We start from the raw sequence: 18,985 nt of genomic DNA on the forward strand, positions 1-18,985 counted from the left end.
GTGCGACCGACGGTAGGCCGGGGTGCGCAGCGGTGAGGGGTTCCGCCGGGAACCCCCAGCCGTTTCCCGACGGGACCGTGTGGACTCGGCGCACGACCCGGAAGGATCACCGTGGACACCACCCGCACCACAGGCGCCGGCACCCGCGCCCCCGCACGCGCACGCCGCAGCCGCCGTACCTGGTCTGCCATCGGGCTGGCAGCCGTGGCCGCCCTCGGCCTGACCGCCTGCTCCGACGACCGGGCGGCGACCGGTCCGGACGACTCCGCCGGGCAGCGCAGCACCGCGAGCCCGCCGGCCGACCTCGCCGCGGGGCAGCTCGCCCCGGACGGGCGGACCACCGACGTGGTCTCCGGCCTGGAGGCACCCTGGTCGGTGGTGCCGGTCGGCGACGACGGAGACGCGTTCATCAGCGAACGGGACTCCGCACGGGTGCTCGAGCTCGCGGCGGACGGCTCGACCCGCGAGGTCGGGACGGTCGAGGGCGTCCGGCACGGCGGCGAGGGCGGACTGCTCGGCCTCGCGCTGCACGACGACGACCTGTTCGTGTACTCGACCGCCGACGACGGCAACCGGATCGAGCGGTACGACCTGACCGGGGACACCGGCTCGTACCGGCTCGGCGAGGCGACCACCGTGATCGACGGGCTGCCCGCGAACACCTTCCACGACGGCGGGCGCATCGCCTTCGGCCCGGACGGCATGCTCTACGCGAGTGTCGGCGACGCGGGGCAGCGGTCCGAGGCACAGGACCGCGACTCCCGGGCGGGCAAGATCCTCCGGCTGACCCCGGACGGCGAAGTGCCGGACGACAATCCGTTCGCGGGGTCGCCCGTCTGGTCGCTCGGGCACCGGAACGTGCAGGGCATGGGCTGGGCCGAGGACGGCACGATGTTCGCGGCGGAGTTCGGGGAGAACCGCTGGGACGAGCTCAACGTCATCGAGCCGGGGGAGAACCACGGGTGGCCCGAGGTCGAGGGCACCGGCGGCGAGGACCGCGGGTTCGTCGACCCCGTGCAGCAGTGGTCGACCGACGAGGCGTCTCCGAGCGGCCTGACCGTGATCGGCGACACCGTCTTCGTCGCGAACCTCAAGGGGGAGTCCGTCCGCGCCGTCCCGGTGTCCGACCCGTCGAGCTCGACCGTGTACTTCCAGGGCGAGCACGGGCGCATCCGCACGGTGCTGCCAGGACCCGACGACACGCTCTGGTTCGTGACGAACAACACCGACGGCCGGGGCGACCCCCGCGACGGCGACGACCGGATCCTGTCCGTGCCGCTCACCACCGTGCGCTGACCAGGCGGGCGGCCAGGACGGCGCTCAGGGGTGGAACGTCCCCGGCACGTCGAGGTCGCCGTGCGCCGCCTGCCACCGCAGCGCGTCGCGGACCGTCTCCGACGCCGTGTACGCCGGCGCGTAGCCGAGCACCCGCTGCGGCTCCTCGGTGCTGAAGACCTGACTGCGCGACAGGTGCTCCCAGCTCGCGTCGGCGTGCTCGGGCGCCGTGGTCGCGCGGAACCGGTCCCAGCTGACGGACTCGAGTCGTGCCTCCCGGCCGGCCCACGACGCGACGAGGTGGGCGTACCCGCGCACGGTCAGCGCGGTCGGCGCCGTCGCGAAGAAGGCCCGTCCGGTCGCGGCGGCGCGCTGCTCGACCGCCAGCTGGAAGAGCTGCGCGACGTCGTCGGCGTGCACGTGGGCCATCGACTCCGCGCCGAGACCGGGGACCTCGACGGTCTCGCCGGTGGCCAACCGCGTGATCACCGAGGGGTCGAGGTTGCCGAGCGGGCCGATCGGCATCCAGCCCGGACCGCTGATGTGCCCGGGGTGGATCGACGTCGTCGTGACACCACCATCGGCGGTCTCCTGCTGCAGCATCCGGGCGATCGCGTCCTTCTGCGTGCCGTACTCGCCGAACGGCGGGGTGGCGGTCTCCTCGGTGATCGGCAGGACGTGCGAGACGCCGGCGCGCCAGATCGAGCCGCAGTGCACGAGGTGGGTGCGGCTGCCGCGGAGGGCCCGGACGAGCTGCTCCGCGGAGTCGAGCGTGAAGCAGACGAGGTCGACGACGGCGTCGGCACCGAGCGCGGCGATGCGGTCGCCGAAGGTGCCGTCGCGGTCCTCCTGCTCACGGTCGGCGGTGATCCGCTCGACCTGCTCCCACTCCGGGGCGTCCGCGTACGGGGTGCTGGTGCCGCGCGTCACGACGGTGACGCGGTGGCCGGCCCGGACGAGGCGGGGGACCAGGAAGGTGCCGATGTGGCCGGTGGCTCCGATGACGACGATGTCCATGCGGGCCACGCTAGGCGCGTGCGTCCGTGCGCGGCAGGTCCTGGCGGTGCTCCCCGGTGGACGCGACGCGGACGGGCCGGCTCAGGCCCGACGTGACCAGACCGGATTCGGACTGGACCGCGGACGGACGGGAGGCCCGTGGCGCGTCCGCCACGGGCCTCCCGTCCGTCTGGTGGTCGGGTCTAGGACCCGCTGACCGCCTTGACGGAACCGGCGATGACCGCGGCGTCCTCGGCGAGCGCGCCGACCGGGTCGGGCAGGCCCGAGCTGCTGAGCGCCTTGCGCGCCGCCCAGCCGACGAAGCTGCCGACGACCGCACCGATCCCGCCGAGCACCGCGCCCTCGAGACGCAGGTCGCGGCGGCCCGTGGTGCCGAGCGCCGCGCCCGCGAACGCTCCGGCACCGATGCGCCCGATCAGCCCGAGCGGCGAGATGCGGGCAGGAGCCTTGGGGGACTTGTCGCCGATGAGCTCGCCGATGGCCGACGCGACGAGCAGGCCGCGACCGAGCGGCGTGCTGAAGGCCTTCCACTGCTGCCAGTCACCCTTCACGGCCTTGTTGTCGTGGTTCAGCGCCAGGACGGCCAGCGGGGTGCTGCTCCGTCCGCCGCTGAGGAACCCGAGTGCCAGGGTCCGGACCAGGGTGTGCTGCTCGTCGTGCTTGCTCATGGTTCTCCTGTCGAGTCCGCTCGGACGTCGTGTCCGGTCGGACGGTACTCGCCGGGCGCTGGGGGACGGACCGCCGCCGCCCCCTCCGAGCCGTGCCGCGTACCGTCCGGGCCATGAGCAACGTCATCCTGTTCGGCGGCCACGGCAAGGTCGCACTCCTCGCCACCCGCATCCTCACCGGGCGCGGCCACAGCGTCACGTCGGTGATCCGCAACCCGGACCAGCAGGACGAGGTGCGGGCGCACGGCGGTGAGCCGCGCGTCGCCGACGTGCAGGAGCAGTCGCTCACCGACTTCGCCGACCTGATCCGCGGGCACGACGCCGTCGTCTGGTCGGCCGGTGCCGGCGGCGGTTCTGCGGACCGCACCTGGGCGATCGACCGCGACGCCGCCGTGCTGTCCGTGCAGGGCGCCGCGCAGGCCGGGGTCGACCGGTACGTCATGGTCTCGTGGTCCGGGTCGACGCTCGACCACGGGATCCCGCAGGACCAGGACTTCTTCGCCTACGCGCAGTCGAAGATGATCGCCGACGCGGTGCTCCGCGACTCCGGTCTGCAGTGGACCGTCGTCGCACCGAGCACCCTCACCGACGACGAGCCGACCGGGTCGGTGGACTGGGACGGCTCGGCCACGCAGGTCCCGCGCGGCGACGTGGCGCACGTGGTCGCCGACGTCGTCGAGGACCCGTCGACGGCCGGCCGCACGTTCCGCTTCAACGGCGGTGGCACGGCGATCGCCGAGTTCCTGCAGCAGCGGTGACGCGCGGGTGTCGGTGACGGACCGGTCGGGTCGGCCCTGCTGATGCACGCGCTGCTCGTCCGCGTCCGCGAGTCGTTCTGGTTCCTGCCCGCCCTGCTCGGGGTCGTGGCGATCGTCGTCGCGCAGCTGCTCGTCACGCTCGACCGCGAGGTCCTGGACGGGCAGGTGCCGGCGGTGCCGTTCCTCGACGCCCTGAGCGCCGGCGGTGGTCGGTCGATCCTCACGACGATCGGCACGGCCATGCTCACGGTGGCGGGCACCTCGTTCTCGATCACGATCTCGGTCCTCGCGACCACGTCGTCGACGTACGGGCCGCGGCTCGTGCGGAACTTCACGGCGGACCGGGCGAACCAGCTCGTGCTCGCGGCGTTCACCTCGACGTTCCTGTACGCGATGGTCGTGCTGCGGACCGTGCACACCGACGTCGACGACGGCGATGCGTTCGTGCCCGTCGTCGCCATCCACGTCGCAGTCCTGCTCGCCGTGCTCGACGTCGGCGTGCTCGTCTTCTTCATCCACCACATCGCGTCGAGCACGCAGATCACGTCGCTGCAGCGGCAGGTGCAGACCGACCTGCGTGCAGCGGTCGACGAGGCCTACCGGGACGGCGACGACGAGCGACGGACGATCCAGCCCGTCACCGTCCCCGAGGACGGGTGGTACGCGGTCCGGGCAGCCTCCGACGGCTACGCGCAGTCGGTGGAGTGGCGGACGTTGACGGCATGGGCGGTCCGGAACGACCGTCTGGTGGACGTCGTCGCGACCCCGGGCCGGTACGTCATCCAGGGCGACGTCGTCGTCCGCGTGCGCGTCCGCGCGGACGGGGACCCGGCCGACCGATCGCGCGGCGACGACAGCACCCCGAAGATCGACGCGGCGACCTCCCGGACGCTGCGCGCCGCGGTGGTCCTCGGTACCGCCCGGACGCCCGTGCAGGACGTCGAGTTCGCCCTCCAGCAGCTCGTCGAGATCGCCGTCCGCGGTCTGGCGTCCGGCTCGAACGACCCGTACACGGCGGTCAGCGCCCTGGACATGGCGACGCCGGTCCTGGTGCCGCTCTGGCGCGACCGGAGCGCCGTGACGGCACTGCTCGGGCCGGACGGCACGCCGCGGATCCTGCAGCACTGGCCGTCGCCCGAGGAGCTGGTGGCCGGACTCTTCGCGACCGTCGGGCACTACGGCGCCGGACAACCGCTCGTCGAGCGGGCCGCCGACCGGTTGGCCGAACGACTCGAACAGCAGGCACCGGAGCACCGACGTGGACTGGTCGCGGCGACGCGGGCAGGGCGCTCCGACCCCGACGCCGGGCCGGCTACCTGAACGGAAACACAGCACGTCAGGCACCATGGACCGATGGCCACGACCAGACCACCAGCACCATCCACCGACCAGCTCCGCCCCGGGCAGCCGGTCCGCACCACCCCCGAGCTCGCCCGCTGGGTCTTCTGGCCGGCCGCAGTCATCGTGCTCGGCTTCGTCGCCTGGACCCTCGTCGCACCGTCCTCGGCCGAGGCCGTCTTCACCGCCCTGCAGAGCGGCATCGTCCGCAACTTCAGCTGGTACTACGTGCTCATCGCGGCGTTCTTCGTCGGGTTCTCGCTGTTCGTCGGCTTCTCGAAGTTCGGCGACATCAAGCTCGGCAAGGACCAGGACGAGCCCGAGTTCTCCACCGGCTCGTGGTTCGCCCTGCTCTTCGCGGCGGGCATGGGCATCGGACTCGTCTTCTACGGTGTCTCCGAGCCGCTCAGCCACTTCGCCTCACCCCGGCCCGGCGTCACGGGCACCGAGAACCAGCTCGCCCAGCAGGCGATGACCCAGACCTTCCTGCACTGGGGCCTGCACGCCTGGGCCATCTACGTCGTCCTCGGCCTCGCACTGGCCTACGCGATCCACCGTCGCGGCCGTCCGGTCTCGATCCGGTGGGCACTCGAACCGCTGCTCGGCAACCGCGTCCGCGGCGGGTGGGGAAACCTCATCGACGTGATCGCCCTGATCGGCACGCTGTTCGGTGTCGCGACCTCGCTCGGCCTCGGTGTGATCCAGATCGGCGCCGGACTCGAGAGCGCCGGTCTCGCCGAGAGCAGCACGGTCAGCCAGATCGCGATCATCGCGGTCATCACCGCGGTGACGATCGTCTCCCTGGTCACCGGTGTGGCCAAGGGCATGAAGATCCTGTCGAACTTCAACCTCATCCTCGCGGCGGCGCTGCTGCTCTTCATCCTGATCGTCGGCCCCACGCAGTTCCTGCTGCGCGACTTCGTGCAGTCGATCGGCGCCTACCTGCAGAACGTCGTCGGCCTCTCCTTCAACGTGACCGCGCAGCAGGGTGCGGCCGGCGAGGAGTGGCAGGGCGCCTGGACCACGTTCTACTGGGGCTGGTGGATGTCGTGGGCGCCGTTCGTCGGCATCTTCATCGCCCGCATCTCGCGCGGCCGCACCGTGCGTGAGTTCGTCTTCGGCGTGCTGCTCGTCCCGACGGCCCTGACCTTCCTCTGGTTCGCCGTCCTCGGTGGTGCCGCCATCCATCAGGAGACGGACGGTACCGGCGGTCTCGTCGGCGCGGACGGCTCGGTCGACGTCGAGGGCTCGCTCTTCACGCTGCTCGCCGACCTACCCGCCGGCGTCGTGCTGACCTTCGGCGCGATCCTGCTCATCGGCGTGTTCTTCGTGACGTCGTCGGACTCGGGTTCACTCGTGATGGCGATGATCGCGTCGGGTGGCGACATCGAGCCGAAGAACTGGCTGCGCGTGTTCTTCGCGGTGGTGGCCGCGCTGCTCGCCGTCGCACTGCTCCTCACCGGTGGGCTGAACGCCTTGAAGACGGCGGCGATCACCACCGCGCTGCCGTTCAGCATCGTGCTGCTGATGACCTGCTGGTCCACGGTGATCGCGTTCAACCGCGAGCGCCGGGCGTACGACAAGGCGGAGCGCGAGGTCCTGCTCGAGCACGTCGGTGCGTACTACGGGCTCGAGGTCGACGCTCCCGAGCAGCGGCAGACGGCACGTCCCTGGGACCTCGTGCGGCGGCTCCGCGGCAGTCGCGGCAGCAGCCGATCGACCGTCGGCGCGGTCAGCACCTCGCCGGACGCCTTCCCGGTGCACACGCAGACCGTCTCGCCGGATCCCGGCATCGACGGCAGCCTCGACCCGGCGCCGGCCGACGCAGCAGCGGACGCTCAGGAGGAGCAGCCGCGGTCCTGACGTGACCCGGTGACGGACGGGAGGCGCGGTGCCGGCTGGCACCGCGCCTCCCGTCCAGCTCAGGCGAACTGCGCGTAGAACGACTCCGGCCGCCCCTGCAGCGACGCCTTCACGCCGCGGCTCCACTCGTCCACCAGGACCTCCGCGACGCCCTGCTCGACCCCGTCGAGCGAGGCGCGGGCGACGTCGGCGGGGTCGACCATGGAGCCCTCGTACCCGGCCATGATGTCGGTGTCGGCCGCGCCGAGGTGCAGGCCCTGCACGCTGATGCCCGACCCGGCGAGCTCGAGCCGCACGGCGTTGGTCAGGTTCCACTCCGCCGCCTTCGCCGCCGCGTAGCCGCCGGACCCCGGGTACACGAACCACGACAGCGCCGACAGCACGTTCACGATCGCGCCGCCCCCGTTCCGCTCGATGACCGGTGCGAACGCCCGCAGCACCGAGAGCGTGCCCCAGTAGTGCGTGTCCATCTCGCGACGGGCGTCGGTCAGGTCGTCGCGGAGCAGCGATCCGGTGGTGGCGATCCCCGCGTTGTTGACGAGCAGGGTGACGTCCTGCGCGACGGCTGCCGCGGCGGCGACCGACGCCTCGTCGGTGATGTCGAGCGGCAGCACCTCGACGCCCTCGATGTCCACGAGTTCGGGGCGGCGTGCGGTCGCGTAGACCTTCGACGCGCCGCGCTCGAGCAGCTGCGTGACGAAGCGGCGGCCGATGCCCCGGTTCGACCCGGTGACGAGTGCGACGGATCCGGCGATGTCCATGGTGTCCTCCTGCCGAGCGGGCACTTCCCGCGGCGGCTCGGCTACGGTAGGACCTCACATCGGTGTCAGGTGCAAGTGCGGAGCGGAGACATCATGCGGATCGGTGACCTCGCGGCGGCGACGGGTGCAAGCGTGCGCTCGCTGCGGTACTACGAGGAGCAGGGGCTGCTCGTCGCGGACCGGACGGCCGGAGGGCAGCGGACCTACGGGGTGTCCTCCGTCGAGCGGGTGCAGCTCGTGCAGCAGCTCTTCGCCGCCGGGCTGGCGAGCCGCACCATCGTGCAGCTCCTGCCGTGCGTCGACGCGGGGGTGGCGACGCCGGAGTCCTTCGCCCTGCTGGTCGCCGAGCGCGACCGGATCTCCGCGCAGCTCGCCGAGCTCGAGGCCGCGCGGGACCGGCTCGACGAGGTCATCGCGATCACCGAGCACCCGACCGCCGAGCACTGCCCGGCACTGCGGGAGCAGCCCGCAGCGGCCTGACGGACGGTCGACGCCCGCCCGCGGTCCGTGACGACGCAACGGCGCCGCTGTCGGTGGCCCCGCCTAGCGTGACGACATGCCCGAGGGTGACTCCGTCCATCGCCTGGCAGCGCGCCTCCGCGTCGTCGACGGCGCCCTGGTCGCCCGCGGTGAACTGCGCGGTGGTGCCGACGCCGGCACCCCGCTCGGCGGCCGCCGCATCGTCGGGCACGCGACCCACGGCAAGCACCTGCTGACCCGGTTCGACGACGGCAGCACGCTGCACACCCACATGCGGATGACCGGCTCGTGGACGACGACGGGCACCGGGAAGCGCCTGCCCGCACACGCCGCACGGGACGCCCGCGTCCGGATGGCACTCGACGACGGCCGCACCGTGTGGGGCATCGCGCTGCCCGTGGTCGAGCTGCTCCCCACCCGCGACGAACACCTGGCGGTCGGGCACCTCGGCCCGGACCTGCTGCACGACGACTTCGACCGTGACGAGGCGGTCCGTCGCTGCACGTCCGACCCCGACCTGCCCGTACGCACCGTCCTGCTCGACCAGCGGCGCGTGGCGGGGCTCGGGAACCTCTGGGCGAACGAGCTCGGCTTCGTCCGCGGGCTGCACCCCGACCGGCCGGTCGGCACGGTCGACGTCGGGGCACTGCTCGACACGGCGCAGCGCATGCTCCGCCACTCCGCGACCACACCCGACGCGTACCAGGTGACGACGGGGGTGCTCCGTCGCGGCGAGCGCCACTGGGTCGTCGGCCGGGCCGGACGGCCCTGCCTGCGCTGCGGGACGCGGGTGCGCGCCCGCGACGACGTGGAGGTGGTCGGTTCCGTGCCCCGACGCGTCTGGTGGTGCCCCCGCTGTCAGCCCGTGACGGTCGAGGCGGCGGCGACCGCTGCCGGCTGACCGTCGGCGATGTCCCGGGCGACCTGCTCGGGCGTGCGGTCGACGGTGGAGACGACCTCGGCGGCCTCGTGCAACCAGCCGTCCGCGGCCTCTGCGTACGGTGCGAGCCGGCTCATCCGGAACGTCGAGTACCCGACGACCGCGTCGTCCTCGATCCGTCGACGCAGGGTGTCCTGGTCGGCGTGGAGCACGACGTGCCGCACCGGGATCCCGTGCTGCGCGAACCCGTCGGCGATCTCCCGCCAGTAGGCCTCGACGAGCACGGTCTGCGGCATCACCAGGGTGCCGCCGACCTGGTCGAGCACCCGACGCGCGGTCTCGACGACGAGCGGCCGCCACGGGTCCCAGTGCTGGAAGTCACCGTGGTCCGGCAGCGGCGGCCGGACGTCCATCAGGACCTCGCCGATCTTCTCGGGGTCGAGCACGTGGGCGTCGGGCAGCATCGGCTGCAGCAGACGTGCCGTCGTCGTCTTGCCGGCCCCGTGGGTGCCGTTGATCCACACGATCACCCTGCGGACGCTACCGCACCGGTCCAGGCGCGTGGGTCACGATCCGGCACCGGCTGCGGGACGGACGGGAGGCGCGGTGGCGGCCCGCCACGGGCCTCCCGTCCGCCGGACGGATCGTCCGTTCACCTCGGTGCGGCAGGATGACCCCACCCGTCGCCCCCACCCCCGGAGTCACCGTGCCCGACCAGAAGCCCGCCGTCCTGTTCGTCTGCGTCCACAACGCTGGCCGCTCCCAGATGGCGGCCGGGTGGCTGCGGCACCTGGCGGGCGACCGCGTCGACGTGTTCTCCGCCGGGTCGGAGCCCGCCGACCGGATCAACGCCGTCGCGGTGCAGGCCATGGCCGAGGAGGGCATCGACATCGCGGGTGAGCAACCCGCCGTCCTGACCACCGACGCGGTCCGCCAGGCCGACGTCGTCGTCACCATGGGGTGCGGCGACGCCTGCCCGGTGTTCCCGGGCAAGCGCTACGAGGACTGGGCGCTCACCGACCCGGCCGGCCTGCCGATCGAGCAGGTCCGTCCGGTGCGCGACGAGGTCCGGCGTCGCGTCGAGACCCTGCTCGCCGAGCTCGTCTAGACCAGCGCGGCGATCCCGAGCGCGACCAGCGCCAGGAGCGGCAGCGCGCCCTGGGTGCTCGCGGCGCGGCGCTTCGTCGCGTCGCTCGTGAACAGCACCAGGGCGGCGGCCAGCATGCTCCCGGTGCCCGCGACGACGAGGGTGAGGCCGACCGCGGTCCCGCCGGAGGCGACGACGACGATGCCGACCAGCACGAGCACGGCGAGGAACAGGTTGTAGAAGCCCTGGTTGAACGCGAGCGACCGGGTGGCGGCGGCCTCCTGCTCCGAGGTGCCGAAGGTGTTCCGCGCCCGCGGGGTGGTCCAGAGGACGGACTCGAGCACGAAGATGTACACGTGCAGGAGCGCGGCGAGGGCGGCGAACACGAGCGCGACGACGGTCATGTCCCGACCCTACGACGCCCGGTCAGCGCCGTTGCGTCGCCCGGTCAGCGCCGTCGCGTCGCCCGTCGCCGCACGAGCCCGAGCGCGGCGGCCGCGAGCAGACCACCGATGACCGCGCCGATCGCGTTCGTCACGAGGTCGCTCGTGTCGCACGCCCGGCCGATGCCGAGCACGAATACCTGCGCCGCCTCGATCCCGGCGGACAGGCCGATCCCGGCAGCAGCCGTCAGCAGCGGCCTGGCGGTGCGCAGCCCTGCCAGGAACACGACCGGGACGAAGAGCAGCACGTTCGCGACCGACTCGGAGGCGGTCGGTGCCAGGTACGGCAGCCCGACCGAGCACCCCACCGCGGCGGACGGCGTGCCCTCCGGGTACAGGGTGGCTCTGAGGACGGCGACCAGCGCCAGGACCGCGAGCACGGTGGTCGTCCGAGGAGCCCGCGCGAGCAGGACTCCGACGAACGGGGCGACGACGACGAGTGCGACGAGCACACCGAAGGGCAGCCACGGCACCGGGACGAGCAGGGTGGAGAGCAGGGTCAGGTCCTTCGGTGCGCAGGGAGCGGCAGCTCGTGCGACGCGTCCCACGGCTCCGTCCAGCCGAGTCGGTCGAAGAGCGCGTCGAGCAGCATCGCGGTGAACCCCCAGAGCGTGTGGACGCCCTGGTCGGACTGCACCGTGAAGGCCGGTCCGCGCCACTCCTGACCACCCCGGCGCAGGACCGTCACGCCGCGGTTCGCCGGGTCGAGCAGCTCGGCCACCGGCGTCCGGAACACCGCGGCGGACTCCCGCTGGTCGACGACCCGCACGGGCGTCGGGTCGCGCCACCACCCGAGCACGGGCCGAACCAGGTGGTTCGAGTGGGCGAGGGGCACGGCGGGCAGGGTCCCGAGGACCTCCACTCCGGAGGGGTCGAGCCCGGTCTCCTCGCGGGCCTCGCGCAGGGCCGCCGCGGGGGCGTCCGCGTCGTCGGGATCGATGCGCCCTCCGGGGAAGGCGACCTCGCCCGGGTGCGACCGGAGCGTCGATGCCCGGGCGAGCAGCAGGACGTCGAGGTCGCGGTGGACGGCGTCGGCCGCGGCCGACCGATCGGCGGGCACCTGGTCGAGGACGCCGAAGAGCATGAGCACGGCCGCCGCGCGGGGATCCGCTGTGGTCGGCATCGCGGGGACCAGCGGGGCGGCTCCGGGACCGGCCACCGCGGCGAGCGCCGCGCGGGCGGCGTCGACCGACGGCGAACGGTCCGTCCGCGTCACCGGCGCGTGCCGTCCTCGGCGGTGCTGCCGGCTGCCGGGTCGTCCCCGTTCGATCCGGCCCCGTCCGGTCCGGCCCCGTCCGGGCCGTCGGCGGGGACGCCGTTCCGACGGGCCAGCAGGGCGCGGATGCCGACGACACCGGCGAACCCGACGACGACCAGCGCGACGATCAGCAGCAGGATCGTGTGGTGCTGGTGGCCACCTGCGGGTGCAGCCGCCTGTGTCGCGGACACGTCCTTCGAGGTGCCGGACGCAGCATCCGCCGTCGCCGTCGCGGTCGCGGTCGGCGCAGCCGTGACATTCGGCGCCGGCGACTCCGCGATGCCCGACTCCGTCGAGGAGTCCAGCGCCGCCGGCCCGCTCGACCGGAACCGGTACTCGCCCGAGATCGGGTGCCCGTCGACGGAGACGCTCCGCCACCGCACCAGGTACGACCCCGCCTCGGAGATGTCGAGGTCCTTCGCGATGGTGTTGCCCTCGACGCTGACGTCACCGGACGTGTGCTCGGCGCCCTCCGCGTCGGTGACGCTGATGACGATGCCGGTCTGCAGCCCGCTGAGCGGCGGTTCGGACAGGGTCAGGAGGACGTGGTCCACGTCGCCCGCGACCGTCGCGTCGGCGACGGGATCGGACGCCACCAGCACGTCGTGGGCCGATGCGGGTCCGGCGACCAGCAGGACGGGCGCGAACGCTGCGACGACGACGGTGGCGAGGAGGGCTCGGAGACGCACGGGTGCCTTTCATCGGCGGCGGACCCGGCTGGTACCGGACGCCCCGAGCGTACCCGGGCCGTCCGGTGCAGCGGCGCGGGTCAGTCCTTGCTGACGAACTGCGCGTCGGACGAGCCGAGCTGCAGCTGCTCCTCGATTCCCTTCTGGTCCGTCGAGCCCCAGCGCTCGGCGATCTTCCCGTCGACGAACTTCGACACCTGGATGCCGCGGACCGTGAACTCGCGGCCGGTCGGCTCGTGCCCCTGGAACGGCCCGGTGTGCGTGCCGTGGATCGTGAACACCGCGGTGATGAAGTCGTCGGTCACGACGAGCGGGTCCGCCTCGAGCGTGACGTCCGGGAACGCCGTCGTGAACTCCTTCCAGAAGTCGACGATGCCGGCGAGCCCCGGCGCCTGGTCGGGTGCGGGGTCGTGGTCGACGACGTCCTCGTGCCAGGCCTCGTGCATGCGGCTCCAGTCGCGTGCCTCGAGGATCCCGCCGAGCTTCTCCTGCGTGGCGGCGTTCGCGTCCTTGGTCATGTGGGTTCCTCCCGTGGTCGGACGGTGAAGGTCCTGGCTACGCCGGACAACCAGGAGGGTCCCTGGCATCGAGGGACACGCTGTCCGGTCGGCGCACGCGCCCGGGACGGTGGGGGAGCCGGACGGGAGGCCCGTGGCACGCCCGCCACGGGCCTCCCGTTGCGCCTCGTGGTCGCGTCAGCGACCGGCTGCGAAGTGGTTCGCGACCTGCGTTGCGGACAGCTCGGTGGAGTAGACGGCGGCGTAGCGCATCGACCCGGTGAACCAGTAGTTCGCCGGGGCACCCGGCCACCCGGTGATCGTGTCGTACCCGATCCGGAAGTACCCGGTGGCGTTCTCGGGGGACTTGAACGCGGCGTTGGACGCGACGAGCGTGCCGTCGAGGTACAGGCGCATGCCGTTCGTCGGCGACATCGTCGAGACGACGTGGTGCCACGCACCGTCGGTGACGGCCTTCGGCGAGGTGACCACCTGGGTCGTCGAGTTGTACGTACCGAAGACGAGCTGCCCCGCGGTGTTGACGTAGATCTGCCGGTCGTGCTGCCCCGAGGTGGCGACCTGGTTGCTGCCGAACCCGATGAGGAGCCCACCCGCGACGGTCGTGCGGAACCAGACCTCCTCGCTGAAGGTCGTCGGGTTCGCGTACGAACGCGGGGTCGAGACGAAGCTCGACGACCCGTTGAGCGTGTACGCCGTGCCGCCGTCGCGCGCGCAGGCAGCGGGGTTCGCGGTCGTCGTCATGCTGCCCTGGTACGTGCCAGCGGCGTTCTTGCCGGAGGAGTCCGCGGCGGTGCGCGACCCGGCGGCCTCGTCGAGGTCGTACGCGAACAGGGCGCCCGTCGCGTCGGCGCGGGCGGCAGCGCCGCAGGTGAAGTACGGAGCGGTCGCCGCGGTGTTGCCGGTGTTCGTGACCGTCGCGCTGTACGCGGAGCGGGTCGGGGCGAACTGGTTCAGCAGCACGACCACGGCGAGGGCGACGACGAGCAGGGCGGCGACGACCCGGCCGTCACGCAGGGAGCGCAGGGGGTGGCCGGTCACGAGGCACGCACCGGTTCGACACGACCGACCGCCAGGCAGAGCACGAGCGGCACGAGGCACACCGCGACGAGGGCGGCCCAGCCCATCGGGTCGAGGTCGATGTTCGAGGTCAGCTGGTAGTGCCCGTTCGCCGTGAGTTCGTGGATGACGACACGGCCGACCTGGCCGTCGACGAGGTGCACCGAGGTGCCGCCGTGGGCGTCGACCCGGACGGGGAAGATGCCGGAGGAGACGATCGTCGCCTCGACGCCGTGCGGGCTCGAGGTGTTCGTGATCGTCGTGACGTTGACGAACGGCTTGAGCACGAACGCGGCGTACGAGGTCGTGAGGGCGCCACCGGCGATGCGGAGGCAGGTGCGCGTCACGCGGTCGGTGAAGGCGCTCGTGAGGGTCCAGATCAACAGGGTGCCGACGAGCAGGATCGGGGCGGCGCGGAACAGCCAGCCGACGTGCGGCACGAGGGCCACCGGGGTGCCGATGACGTCGCGCTGGGTCAGGGCCCACGGGTCGGTGGCGCCGTTGATGTCCCCGCGGGTGTGGAGTCCGGCCCCGTCGATGCCGATGATGCGGTGCGTGTAGACGACACCGGGGTTCGCGTCGGTCTCGAAGGAGACGACGTCGCCGACCGCGAGCGTGTCCACGTCGACGGGCAGGTCGAGCACGAGCGTGCCGACCGGGGCCGCCTCGCCCATCGAGGGGGTCTCGACGACGAACCAGCGACCGCCGGCGGACAGGAACAGCACGGCGGCGGCGAGCAGCAGGGCGGCGGTCGCGGCGACGGTCCAGGCGAGGACGGTCTCGGAACGGGAGACGGCCCGGCCGCGCAGGACCGGCCGGTCGAGCGTGCCGCTGAGCGGGATCGCCGCGGTCTGGCTCATCTGGTGCTCCGGTGGGGTCGGCCGGCCCGGGGGACGGCGGGTGGTGCGGGGGACTGCGTGGTAGCAGAGCTGTGGGAGTGGGGTGGCGGCACTCGGACGTGGGGGGTCGTCCGAGTGCCGCCGGGGTGGGCGCGGTCCGACCGGACGGGGGGATGACGGTCGGACTGCGCCGGGGGTGACGTCACCCGGCCGGAAGGGGGAGGCCGGTCGGGGGGCGTCGGTCTGGGAGGTCGGCCCGGGGAGCCGGCTGCGTGCTGCAGGAGCGCAAGCGGTGCCGGCGGGGCGGGATCAGAGCGTCACGCCGGCTCGCTCCTCGTGGATCAGGCGGTGAAGGTCCAGGTCATCGGGACCGAGGCGGCGAGACCCTGGTACGTGTTGCCGGCCGACGGGTCGAGGGTCACGGCGAAGTTGAACGGGACGGTCGCGCCGGCTGCGGGGGCCTGCGGCATCGTGAAGGACGAGGCCGGCGCACCCTTGAAGCTGGCGAGGGTGCCGCTGAAGACGGTGGTCGAACCCGAGGTGATGACGAGGTTCATCTTGGCGCAGAGGTCGGTCGCGGTGCCGTTCTGGGCGCCGTTGGCCGACTGCGTGCAGGTCGCACCCGGGGTGAGCGTGAAGGTCGCAGCGTTCGCGGTACCGGTGTTCTTGATCGAGATCGCGGTGTTCACGGTGTTGCCCGGCGTCATCGTCGTGCTGCCACCGAACTTGTTGATGGTCGAGCAGGTCGCCGAGTTGGTGGAGACCGAGCCGCCGTCGGTGCTGAGACAGGTGACGGTCGCGCCGGCGTTCTGCTCCTGCATGACCAGGGTGCCGGTGGCGGCGGTGTTGCTCGAGTTCGTGATGCTCGCGGCGAACCCGGACAGGGTGCCGGTCAGCGAGAGCGACAGCAGGACGGCCGCGAAGATGCCGGCCAGGAGCGCCACGGGGGCGAAACGGATCCGCTTCAGTGCGGAGGTGCGGAGCTTGGTGGACACGGTGGACCTCTTCGTTCGGTGTGGTGCGGGAGTCGGGGAGCAAGGGGTTCGGGCCGACTTGCTTCAATCATCAAGATAGTCACTGATTCACCAAATGGACTACTCGTACACTTACCCCAGAGCGGGGGACGCCCCGTGTCCCCCCTTCGACGGAAGCAGGTCCCGTGGCCCCCACCAGCGACGACGACGCCGACCTCATGGCAGCCTTCGCCGCGGTCGTCCGCGCGAACACGAGCCTGATCGGGCAACTGAGCGCACGGGCCGGCATCCACGAGAACGCCCTGCGTGCGCTCGTGCTCGTCAGCGACACCGGGTACTCGACCCCCACCGAAGTCGCGGGGTACCTCGGCCTGACCTCAGGGGCGGTGACGAACATGATCGACCGCATGACCACCGCGGGACTGCTCGAGCGGGCACCGAACCCCGCCGACCGACGCGGATCGCTGCTGCGCCTGCTGCCCCCGGGCGAGACCGTGGTCGAGGACTACCGGGCCCGGTACGGCGCGATGCTGCGCGCCGTCGACGGCGCGCACGGCGGCGAGCTGCACGAGGTGCTCAACGCCCTGGCGACCAGCCTCTACGAGCAGGCGGCCGACGCGGTCGGCGACCGCGGGGACTGAGCCCGGGAACGCGACGGACGGGAGGCACGGGGCGACCCCGCCGCGCGCCTCCCGTCCGCATGCCCCAGACTGGGACGATGCCCCAGCTCCCCGTCGTCTTCGAGGTCGGCTCCATCATCGCGCTCGTCGCGATCCTGCTCGTCGACCTGCTCATCGTCGCCCGGCGACCGCACGTGCCGAGCCTGCGGGAGTCCGGGGCGTGGGTCGGCGTCTACGTGGGGCTCGCGCTCGTCTTCGCGGTGCTCATGCTCGTCTTCGCCGGCGGGGACGCGGCGGGGCAGTTCGTCGCCGGCTGGCTGACCGAGTACAGCCTGAGCATCGACAACCTGTTCGTCTTCGTCATCATCATGGCGCGCTTCAGCGTGCCGAAGGCGATCCAGCAGGAGGTGCTGATGCTCGGCATCATCATCGCCCTGGTGCTCCGCGGGGTGTTCATCCTGGTCGGCGCGCAGCTCATCGAGGACTTCACCTGGATCTTCTACCTGTTCGGAGCATGGCTGATCTGGACCGCGATCCAGCAGCTCCGCGAGGACGACGACGAGGAGCAGCAGGACAGCGCCCTCGTCCGCCTGCTGCGTCGACGGGTCCGCATCACGGACGAGTTCGACGGCATGAAGTTCCGCGTGTCCCAGGACGGCGCGAAGCACTTCACCCCGCTGCTCATCGTGCTCATCGCGATCGGCACCACCGACCTGCTGTTCGCGCTCGACTCGATCCCGGCCATCTTCGGCATCACCGAGAGCGCCTTCATCGTCTTCACCGCGAACGTCTTCGCGCTGATGGGCCTGCGGCAGCTGTACTTCCTGCTCGGTGGACTGCTGGAGCGCCTGGTCTACCTGAAGTACGGGATCGCGCTCATCCTGGCCTTCATCGGCGTGAAGCTCGTGCTGCACGCCCTGCACGAGAACGAGCTGCCCTTCCTCAACGGCGGCGAGGGCTTCTCGTGGGCGCCGGAGATCCCGACGTGGGTGTCGCTCGTGGTGATCCTCGTCGCGATGGCGGGAGCGACCGGCGCGAGCCTGGTGCGGATGCGGCGGGACACTGAGGTCAGCGGGCGCTGACCGTCCGGGCTGCCAGGTCCGACCCGAGCATCATCTCCATCGCGTCACCGACGAGCCGGTCCCCGTCCCCGCGGGAGATCCGGTGTGCGGCGACGAGCGCGGCGATGCCCTGCATCGACGCGGCGAACAGCATCTTGAACGTGTCGCGGGCGCCCTCGTCCGTGCCCCCGTCCCGCGGGCCCATCGCGCTGTCGAGCGCGTCGAACAGGTCCCGCGCGGCACTCGAGACGGCCTCCGAGCGGCCGCCTGGGCCGGTCTGGAACATCAGGTCCATGAGTGCGGCGTCGTCGATGGCGAAGTCGACGTAGGCGCGGGCGACGCGGAGGAACCGCTCCCGGACGTCGTGCTGCCCCGCCACCGCGCGACGGACCTCGTTCGTCAGGCGGTGGAATCCGGCCTCCGCCAGCGCGTCGAGCAGTGCCTGCCGGTCCACGAAGTGACTCCGCGGTGCGCCGTGGCTCACGCCCACCCGTCGGGCGAGGTCACGGAGGGACAGCCCGTCGACGCCGGACCCGCGGAGGACGACGAGCGCCTCGTCGAGCAGCGCGGTGCGCAGGTTCCCGTGGTGGAAGGGCCGGTCGCTCACGGGACCATCCTACCGCGGAACTAGTCATTGACTACTTTCTTGTCAGTGCCTAGATTGGCCGCATGACCTCGACACAGACGATCCTCGTGCTCGGCGCGACCGGCCAGACCGGTCAGCACTTCACCCGACTCGCCCTCGACGCCGGCCACCGGGTCCGGGCGCTCGCCAGGAACCCTGCGAAGCTCTCGCTGCAGCACGAGGGGCTCGAGGTCGTGCAGGGGTCGATCTCGGCACCGCTCGACCTCGACGCCCTGCTCGAGGGCGTCGACGCGGTGGTCCTGATGCTCGGCGACGTGGTGGCGCAGCGTGACCGCCCGGTGAACACCACGTTCGTGCAGGCACTCGTCCCGGTCATGCGCCGGAAGGGCGTCCGTCGTCTGCTCTACCAGGCGGGTGGACTGAGCGCGGCGCCGGGGAAGCGGCTGATGCCCGTGCTGCGGCTCGTCCGCGCGACCATCGCGCGCTCGTACGACGGGCAGCACCGCGACAACGAGGCCGTGATGCGTTGGCTCGACACCGAGGCCCGCGACATCGCCTGGGTCGTGCACCGTGCGGGCATCGGTTCGGACGGCCCGTCGAAGGGCGAGCTGCGACGGTCCCGGACGTGGATCAGCATCGCGACCTTCGTGGACTGCGCGGCCTACTCGCTGCGCCTGCTCTTCGACGACGACGCCGTGCACACGTGCGACGGGAGCGCCTACCGCCGGGGGCGGTGAGCGGCGCGGCGCGGCGGTGGGCGGCGAGCTAGCGGCGCCGCAGTGGGCGGCGGGCTAGCGGCGCCGCGCGGACCGGA

Annotated in this window: 23 protein-coding genes; 10 read left to right on the plus strand and 13 right to left on the minus strand. The window is 72.3% G+C overall.

All coding sequences use genetic code 11. The annotated features are described in order from the left end of the window. The first annotated feature begins 111 nt into the window (after positions 1-111). Positions 112-1,296 carry a PQQ-dependent sugar dehydrogenase gene (locus LCG91_RS15805; protein ID WP_224441966.1) on the plus strand — a complete coding sequence of 395 codons (1,185 nt, stop codon included), beginning with the start codon at positions 112-114 and terminating at the stop codon, positions 1,294-1,296. A 24-nt stretch (positions 1,297-1,320) separates the two neighbouring features. On the opposite strand, the gene LCG91_RS15810 is transcribed toward LCG91_RS15805, so the two are convergent. Beyond that, the gene (locus LCG91_RS15810) at positions 1,321-2,292 is read right to left on the minus strand and encodes an NAD-dependent epimerase/dehydratase family protein (RefSeq protein WP_224441967.1); all 972 of its coding nucleotides are present in this window, start codon (positions 2,290-2,292) and stop codon (positions 1,321-1,323) included. Positions 2,293-2,474: 182 nt separating this feature from the next. Continuing rightward, entirely contained in the window at positions 2,475-2,960 is a 486-nt protein-coding gene (locus LCG91_RS15815; RefSeq protein WP_224441968.1) for a DUF4126 family protein, read from the minus strand. A gap of 113 nt (positions 2,961-3,073) precedes the next feature. On the opposite strand from LCG91_RS15815, the gene LCG91_RS15820 reads away from it, so the two are divergent. The 3 genes from LCG91_RS15820 to LCG91_RS15830 are packed head-to-tail and all read left to right on the plus strand — an operon-like array spanning position 3,074 to position 6,919. Then, the gene (locus LCG91_RS15820; RefSeq protein ID WP_224441969.1) at positions 3,074-3,718 is read left to right on the plus strand and encodes an NAD(P)H-binding protein; all 645 of its coding nucleotides are present in this window, start codon (positions 3,074-3,076) and stop codon (positions 3,716-3,718) included. A 42-nt stretch (positions 3,719-3,760) separates the two neighbouring features. Then, entirely contained in the window at positions 3,761-5,038 is a 1,278-nt protein-coding gene (locus tag LCG91_RS15825) for a DUF2254 domain-containing protein (RefSeq protein ID WP_224441970.1), read from the plus strand. A gap of 33 nt (positions 5,039-5,071) precedes the next feature. After that, complete coding sequence (locus LCG91_RS15830; RefSeq protein ID WP_082687587.1) at positions 5,072-6,919, plus strand: BCCT family transporter; 1,848 nt, start codon at positions 5,072-5,074, stop codon at positions 6,917-6,919. A 59-nt stretch (positions 6,920-6,978) separates the two neighbouring features. On the opposite strand, the gene LCG91_RS15835 is transcribed toward LCG91_RS15830, so the two are convergent. Next, complete coding sequence (locus LCG91_RS15835) at positions 6,979-7,680, minus strand: SDR family oxidoreductase (RefSeq protein ID WP_058749836.1); 702 nt, start codon at positions 7,678-7,680, stop codon at positions 6,979-6,981. Between the two features lie 93 nt (positions 7,681-7,773). Here LCG91_RS15835 and LCG91_RS15840 point away from each other — a divergent pair, with 93 nt between their 5' ends. Together LCG91_RS15840 and LCG91_RS15845 are read left to right on the plus strand one after the other, a co-directional pair. Next, positions 7,774-8,160 carry a MerR family transcriptional regulator gene (locus LCG91_RS15840; protein ID WP_058749844.1) on the plus strand — a complete coding sequence of 129 codons (387 nt, stop codon included), beginning with the start codon at positions 7,774-7,776 and terminating at the stop codon, positions 8,158-8,160. Between the two features lie 76 nt (positions 8,161-8,236). Continuing rightward, positions 8,237-9,061, plus strand: a complete 825-nt coding sequence (locus tag LCG91_RS15845) for a DNA-formamidopyrimidine glycosylase family protein (RefSeq protein WP_224441971.1) — start codon at positions 8,237-8,239, stop codon at positions 9,059-9,061. On the opposite strand, the gene LCG91_RS15850 is transcribed toward LCG91_RS15845, so the two are convergent. Next, a complete protein-coding gene (locus LCG91_RS15850) occupies positions 9,019-9,570 on the minus strand; it encodes an AAA family ATPase (RefSeq protein WP_224441972.1) in 552 nt (183 codons plus the stop codon). The genes LCG91_RS15845 and LCG91_RS15850 overlap by 43 nt on opposite strands. A gap of 140 nt (positions 9,571-9,710) precedes the next feature. Between LCG91_RS15850 and LCG91_RS15855 the strand changes: the two genes are divergently transcribed. Continuing rightward, positions 9,711-10,148 (plus strand): arsenate reductase ArsC, encoded by a 438-nt coding sequence (locus LCG91_RS15855; RefSeq protein WP_224441973.1) that lies wholly within the window; start codon positions 9,711-9,713, stop codon positions 10,146-10,148. Here the strand turns inward: LCG91_RS15855 and LCG91_RS15860 are convergent. From LCG91_RS15860 to LCG91_RS15895, 8 genes are all read right to left on the minus strand, one after another. Next, on the minus strand, positions 10,145-10,531 hold the full coding sequence (locus LCG91_RS15860; RefSeq protein ID WP_126891089.1) for a DUF1304 domain-containing protein: 387 nt from the start codon (positions 10,529-10,531) through the stop codon (positions 10,145-10,147). The two genes, LCG91_RS15855 and LCG91_RS15860, sit on opposite strands and share 4 nt — an antisense overlap. 44 nt (positions 10,532-10,575) lie before the next feature. Further along, entirely contained in the window at positions 10,576-11,118 is a 543-nt protein-coding gene (locus LCG91_RS15865) for a VanZ family protein (protein WP_224441974.1), read from the minus strand. After that, positions 11,070-11,693 carry an NUDIX hydrolase gene (locus tag LCG91_RS15870; protein ID WP_224443172.1) on the minus strand — a complete coding sequence of 208 codons (624 nt, stop codon included), beginning with the start codon at positions 11,691-11,693 and terminating at the stop codon, positions 11,070-11,072. Before LCG91_RS15870 ends, LCG91_RS15865 begins: the two co-directional genes overlap by 49 nt. 89 nt (positions 11,694-11,782) lie before the next feature. Then, a complete protein-coding gene (locus LCG91_RS15875) occupies positions 11,783-12,517 on the minus strand; it encodes a copper resistance protein CopC (protein WP_058750735.1) in 735 nt (244 codons plus the stop codon). Positions 12,518-12,597: 80 nt separating this feature from the next. Then, positions 12,598-13,035, minus strand: a complete 438-nt coding sequence (locus LCG91_RS15880) for an ester cyclase (RefSeq protein WP_224441975.1) — start codon at positions 13,033-13,035, stop codon at positions 12,598-12,600. Between the two features lie 177 nt (positions 13,036-13,212). Continuing rightward, positions 13,213-14,073: a LamG domain-containing protein gene (locus LCG91_RS15885; protein ID WP_224441976.1), complete on the minus strand. Its 861-nt coding sequence runs from the start codon at positions 14,071-14,073 to the stop codon at positions 13,213-13,215. Then, complete coding sequence (locus LCG91_RS15890; protein ID WP_224441977.1) at positions 14,070-14,951, minus strand: S26 family signal peptidase; 882 nt, start codon at positions 14,949-14,951, stop codon at positions 14,070-14,072. Before LCG91_RS15890 ends, LCG91_RS15885 begins: the two co-directional genes overlap by 4 nt. A 320-nt stretch (positions 14,952-15,271) precedes the next feature. Continuing rightward, positions 15,272-15,925 (minus strand): hypothetical protein, encoded by a 654-nt coding sequence (locus LCG91_RS15895; protein ID WP_058749080.1) that lies wholly within the window; start codon positions 15,923-15,925, stop codon positions 15,272-15,274. A 164-nt stretch (positions 15,926-16,089) separates the two neighbouring features. Between LCG91_RS15895 and LCG91_RS15900 the strand changes: the two genes are divergently transcribed. Both LCG91_RS15900 and LCG91_RS15905 read left to right on the plus strand, forming a co-directional pair. Beyond that, on the plus strand, positions 16,090-16,545 hold the full coding sequence (locus tag LCG91_RS15900) for a MarR family winged helix-turn-helix transcriptional regulator (RefSeq protein WP_058749079.1): 456 nt from the start codon (positions 16,090-16,092) through the stop codon (positions 16,543-16,545). 77 nt (positions 16,546-16,622) lie between these two features. After that, positions 16,623-17,606 (plus strand): TerC family protein, encoded by a 984-nt coding sequence (locus LCG91_RS15905; protein WP_224441978.1) that lies wholly within the window; start codon positions 16,623-16,625, stop codon positions 17,604-17,606. On the opposite strand, the gene LCG91_RS15910 is transcribed toward LCG91_RS15905, so the two are convergent. Then, a complete protein-coding gene (locus tag LCG91_RS15910) occupies positions 17,593-18,192 on the minus strand; it encodes a TetR/AcrR family transcriptional regulator (RefSeq protein ID WP_224441979.1) in 600 nt (199 codons plus the stop codon). The two genes, LCG91_RS15905 and LCG91_RS15910, sit on opposite strands and share 14 nt — an antisense overlap. A 62-nt stretch (positions 18,193-18,254) precedes the next feature. Between LCG91_RS15910 and LCG91_RS15915 the strand changes: the two genes are divergently transcribed. Next, positions 18,255-18,908 carry an NAD(P)-dependent oxidoreductase gene (locus tag LCG91_RS15915; RefSeq protein WP_224441980.1) on the plus strand — a complete coding sequence of 218 codons (654 nt, stop codon included), beginning with the start codon at positions 18,255-18,257 and terminating at the stop codon, positions 18,906-18,908. The last annotated feature ends 77 nt before the right edge of the window (positions 18,909-18,985 follow it).

The organism is Curtobacterium sp. TXMA1, assembly GCF_020162095.1.
Taxonomy (GTDB): domain Bacteria; phylum Actinomycetota; class Actinomycetes; order Actinomycetales; family Microbacteriaceae; genus Curtobacterium.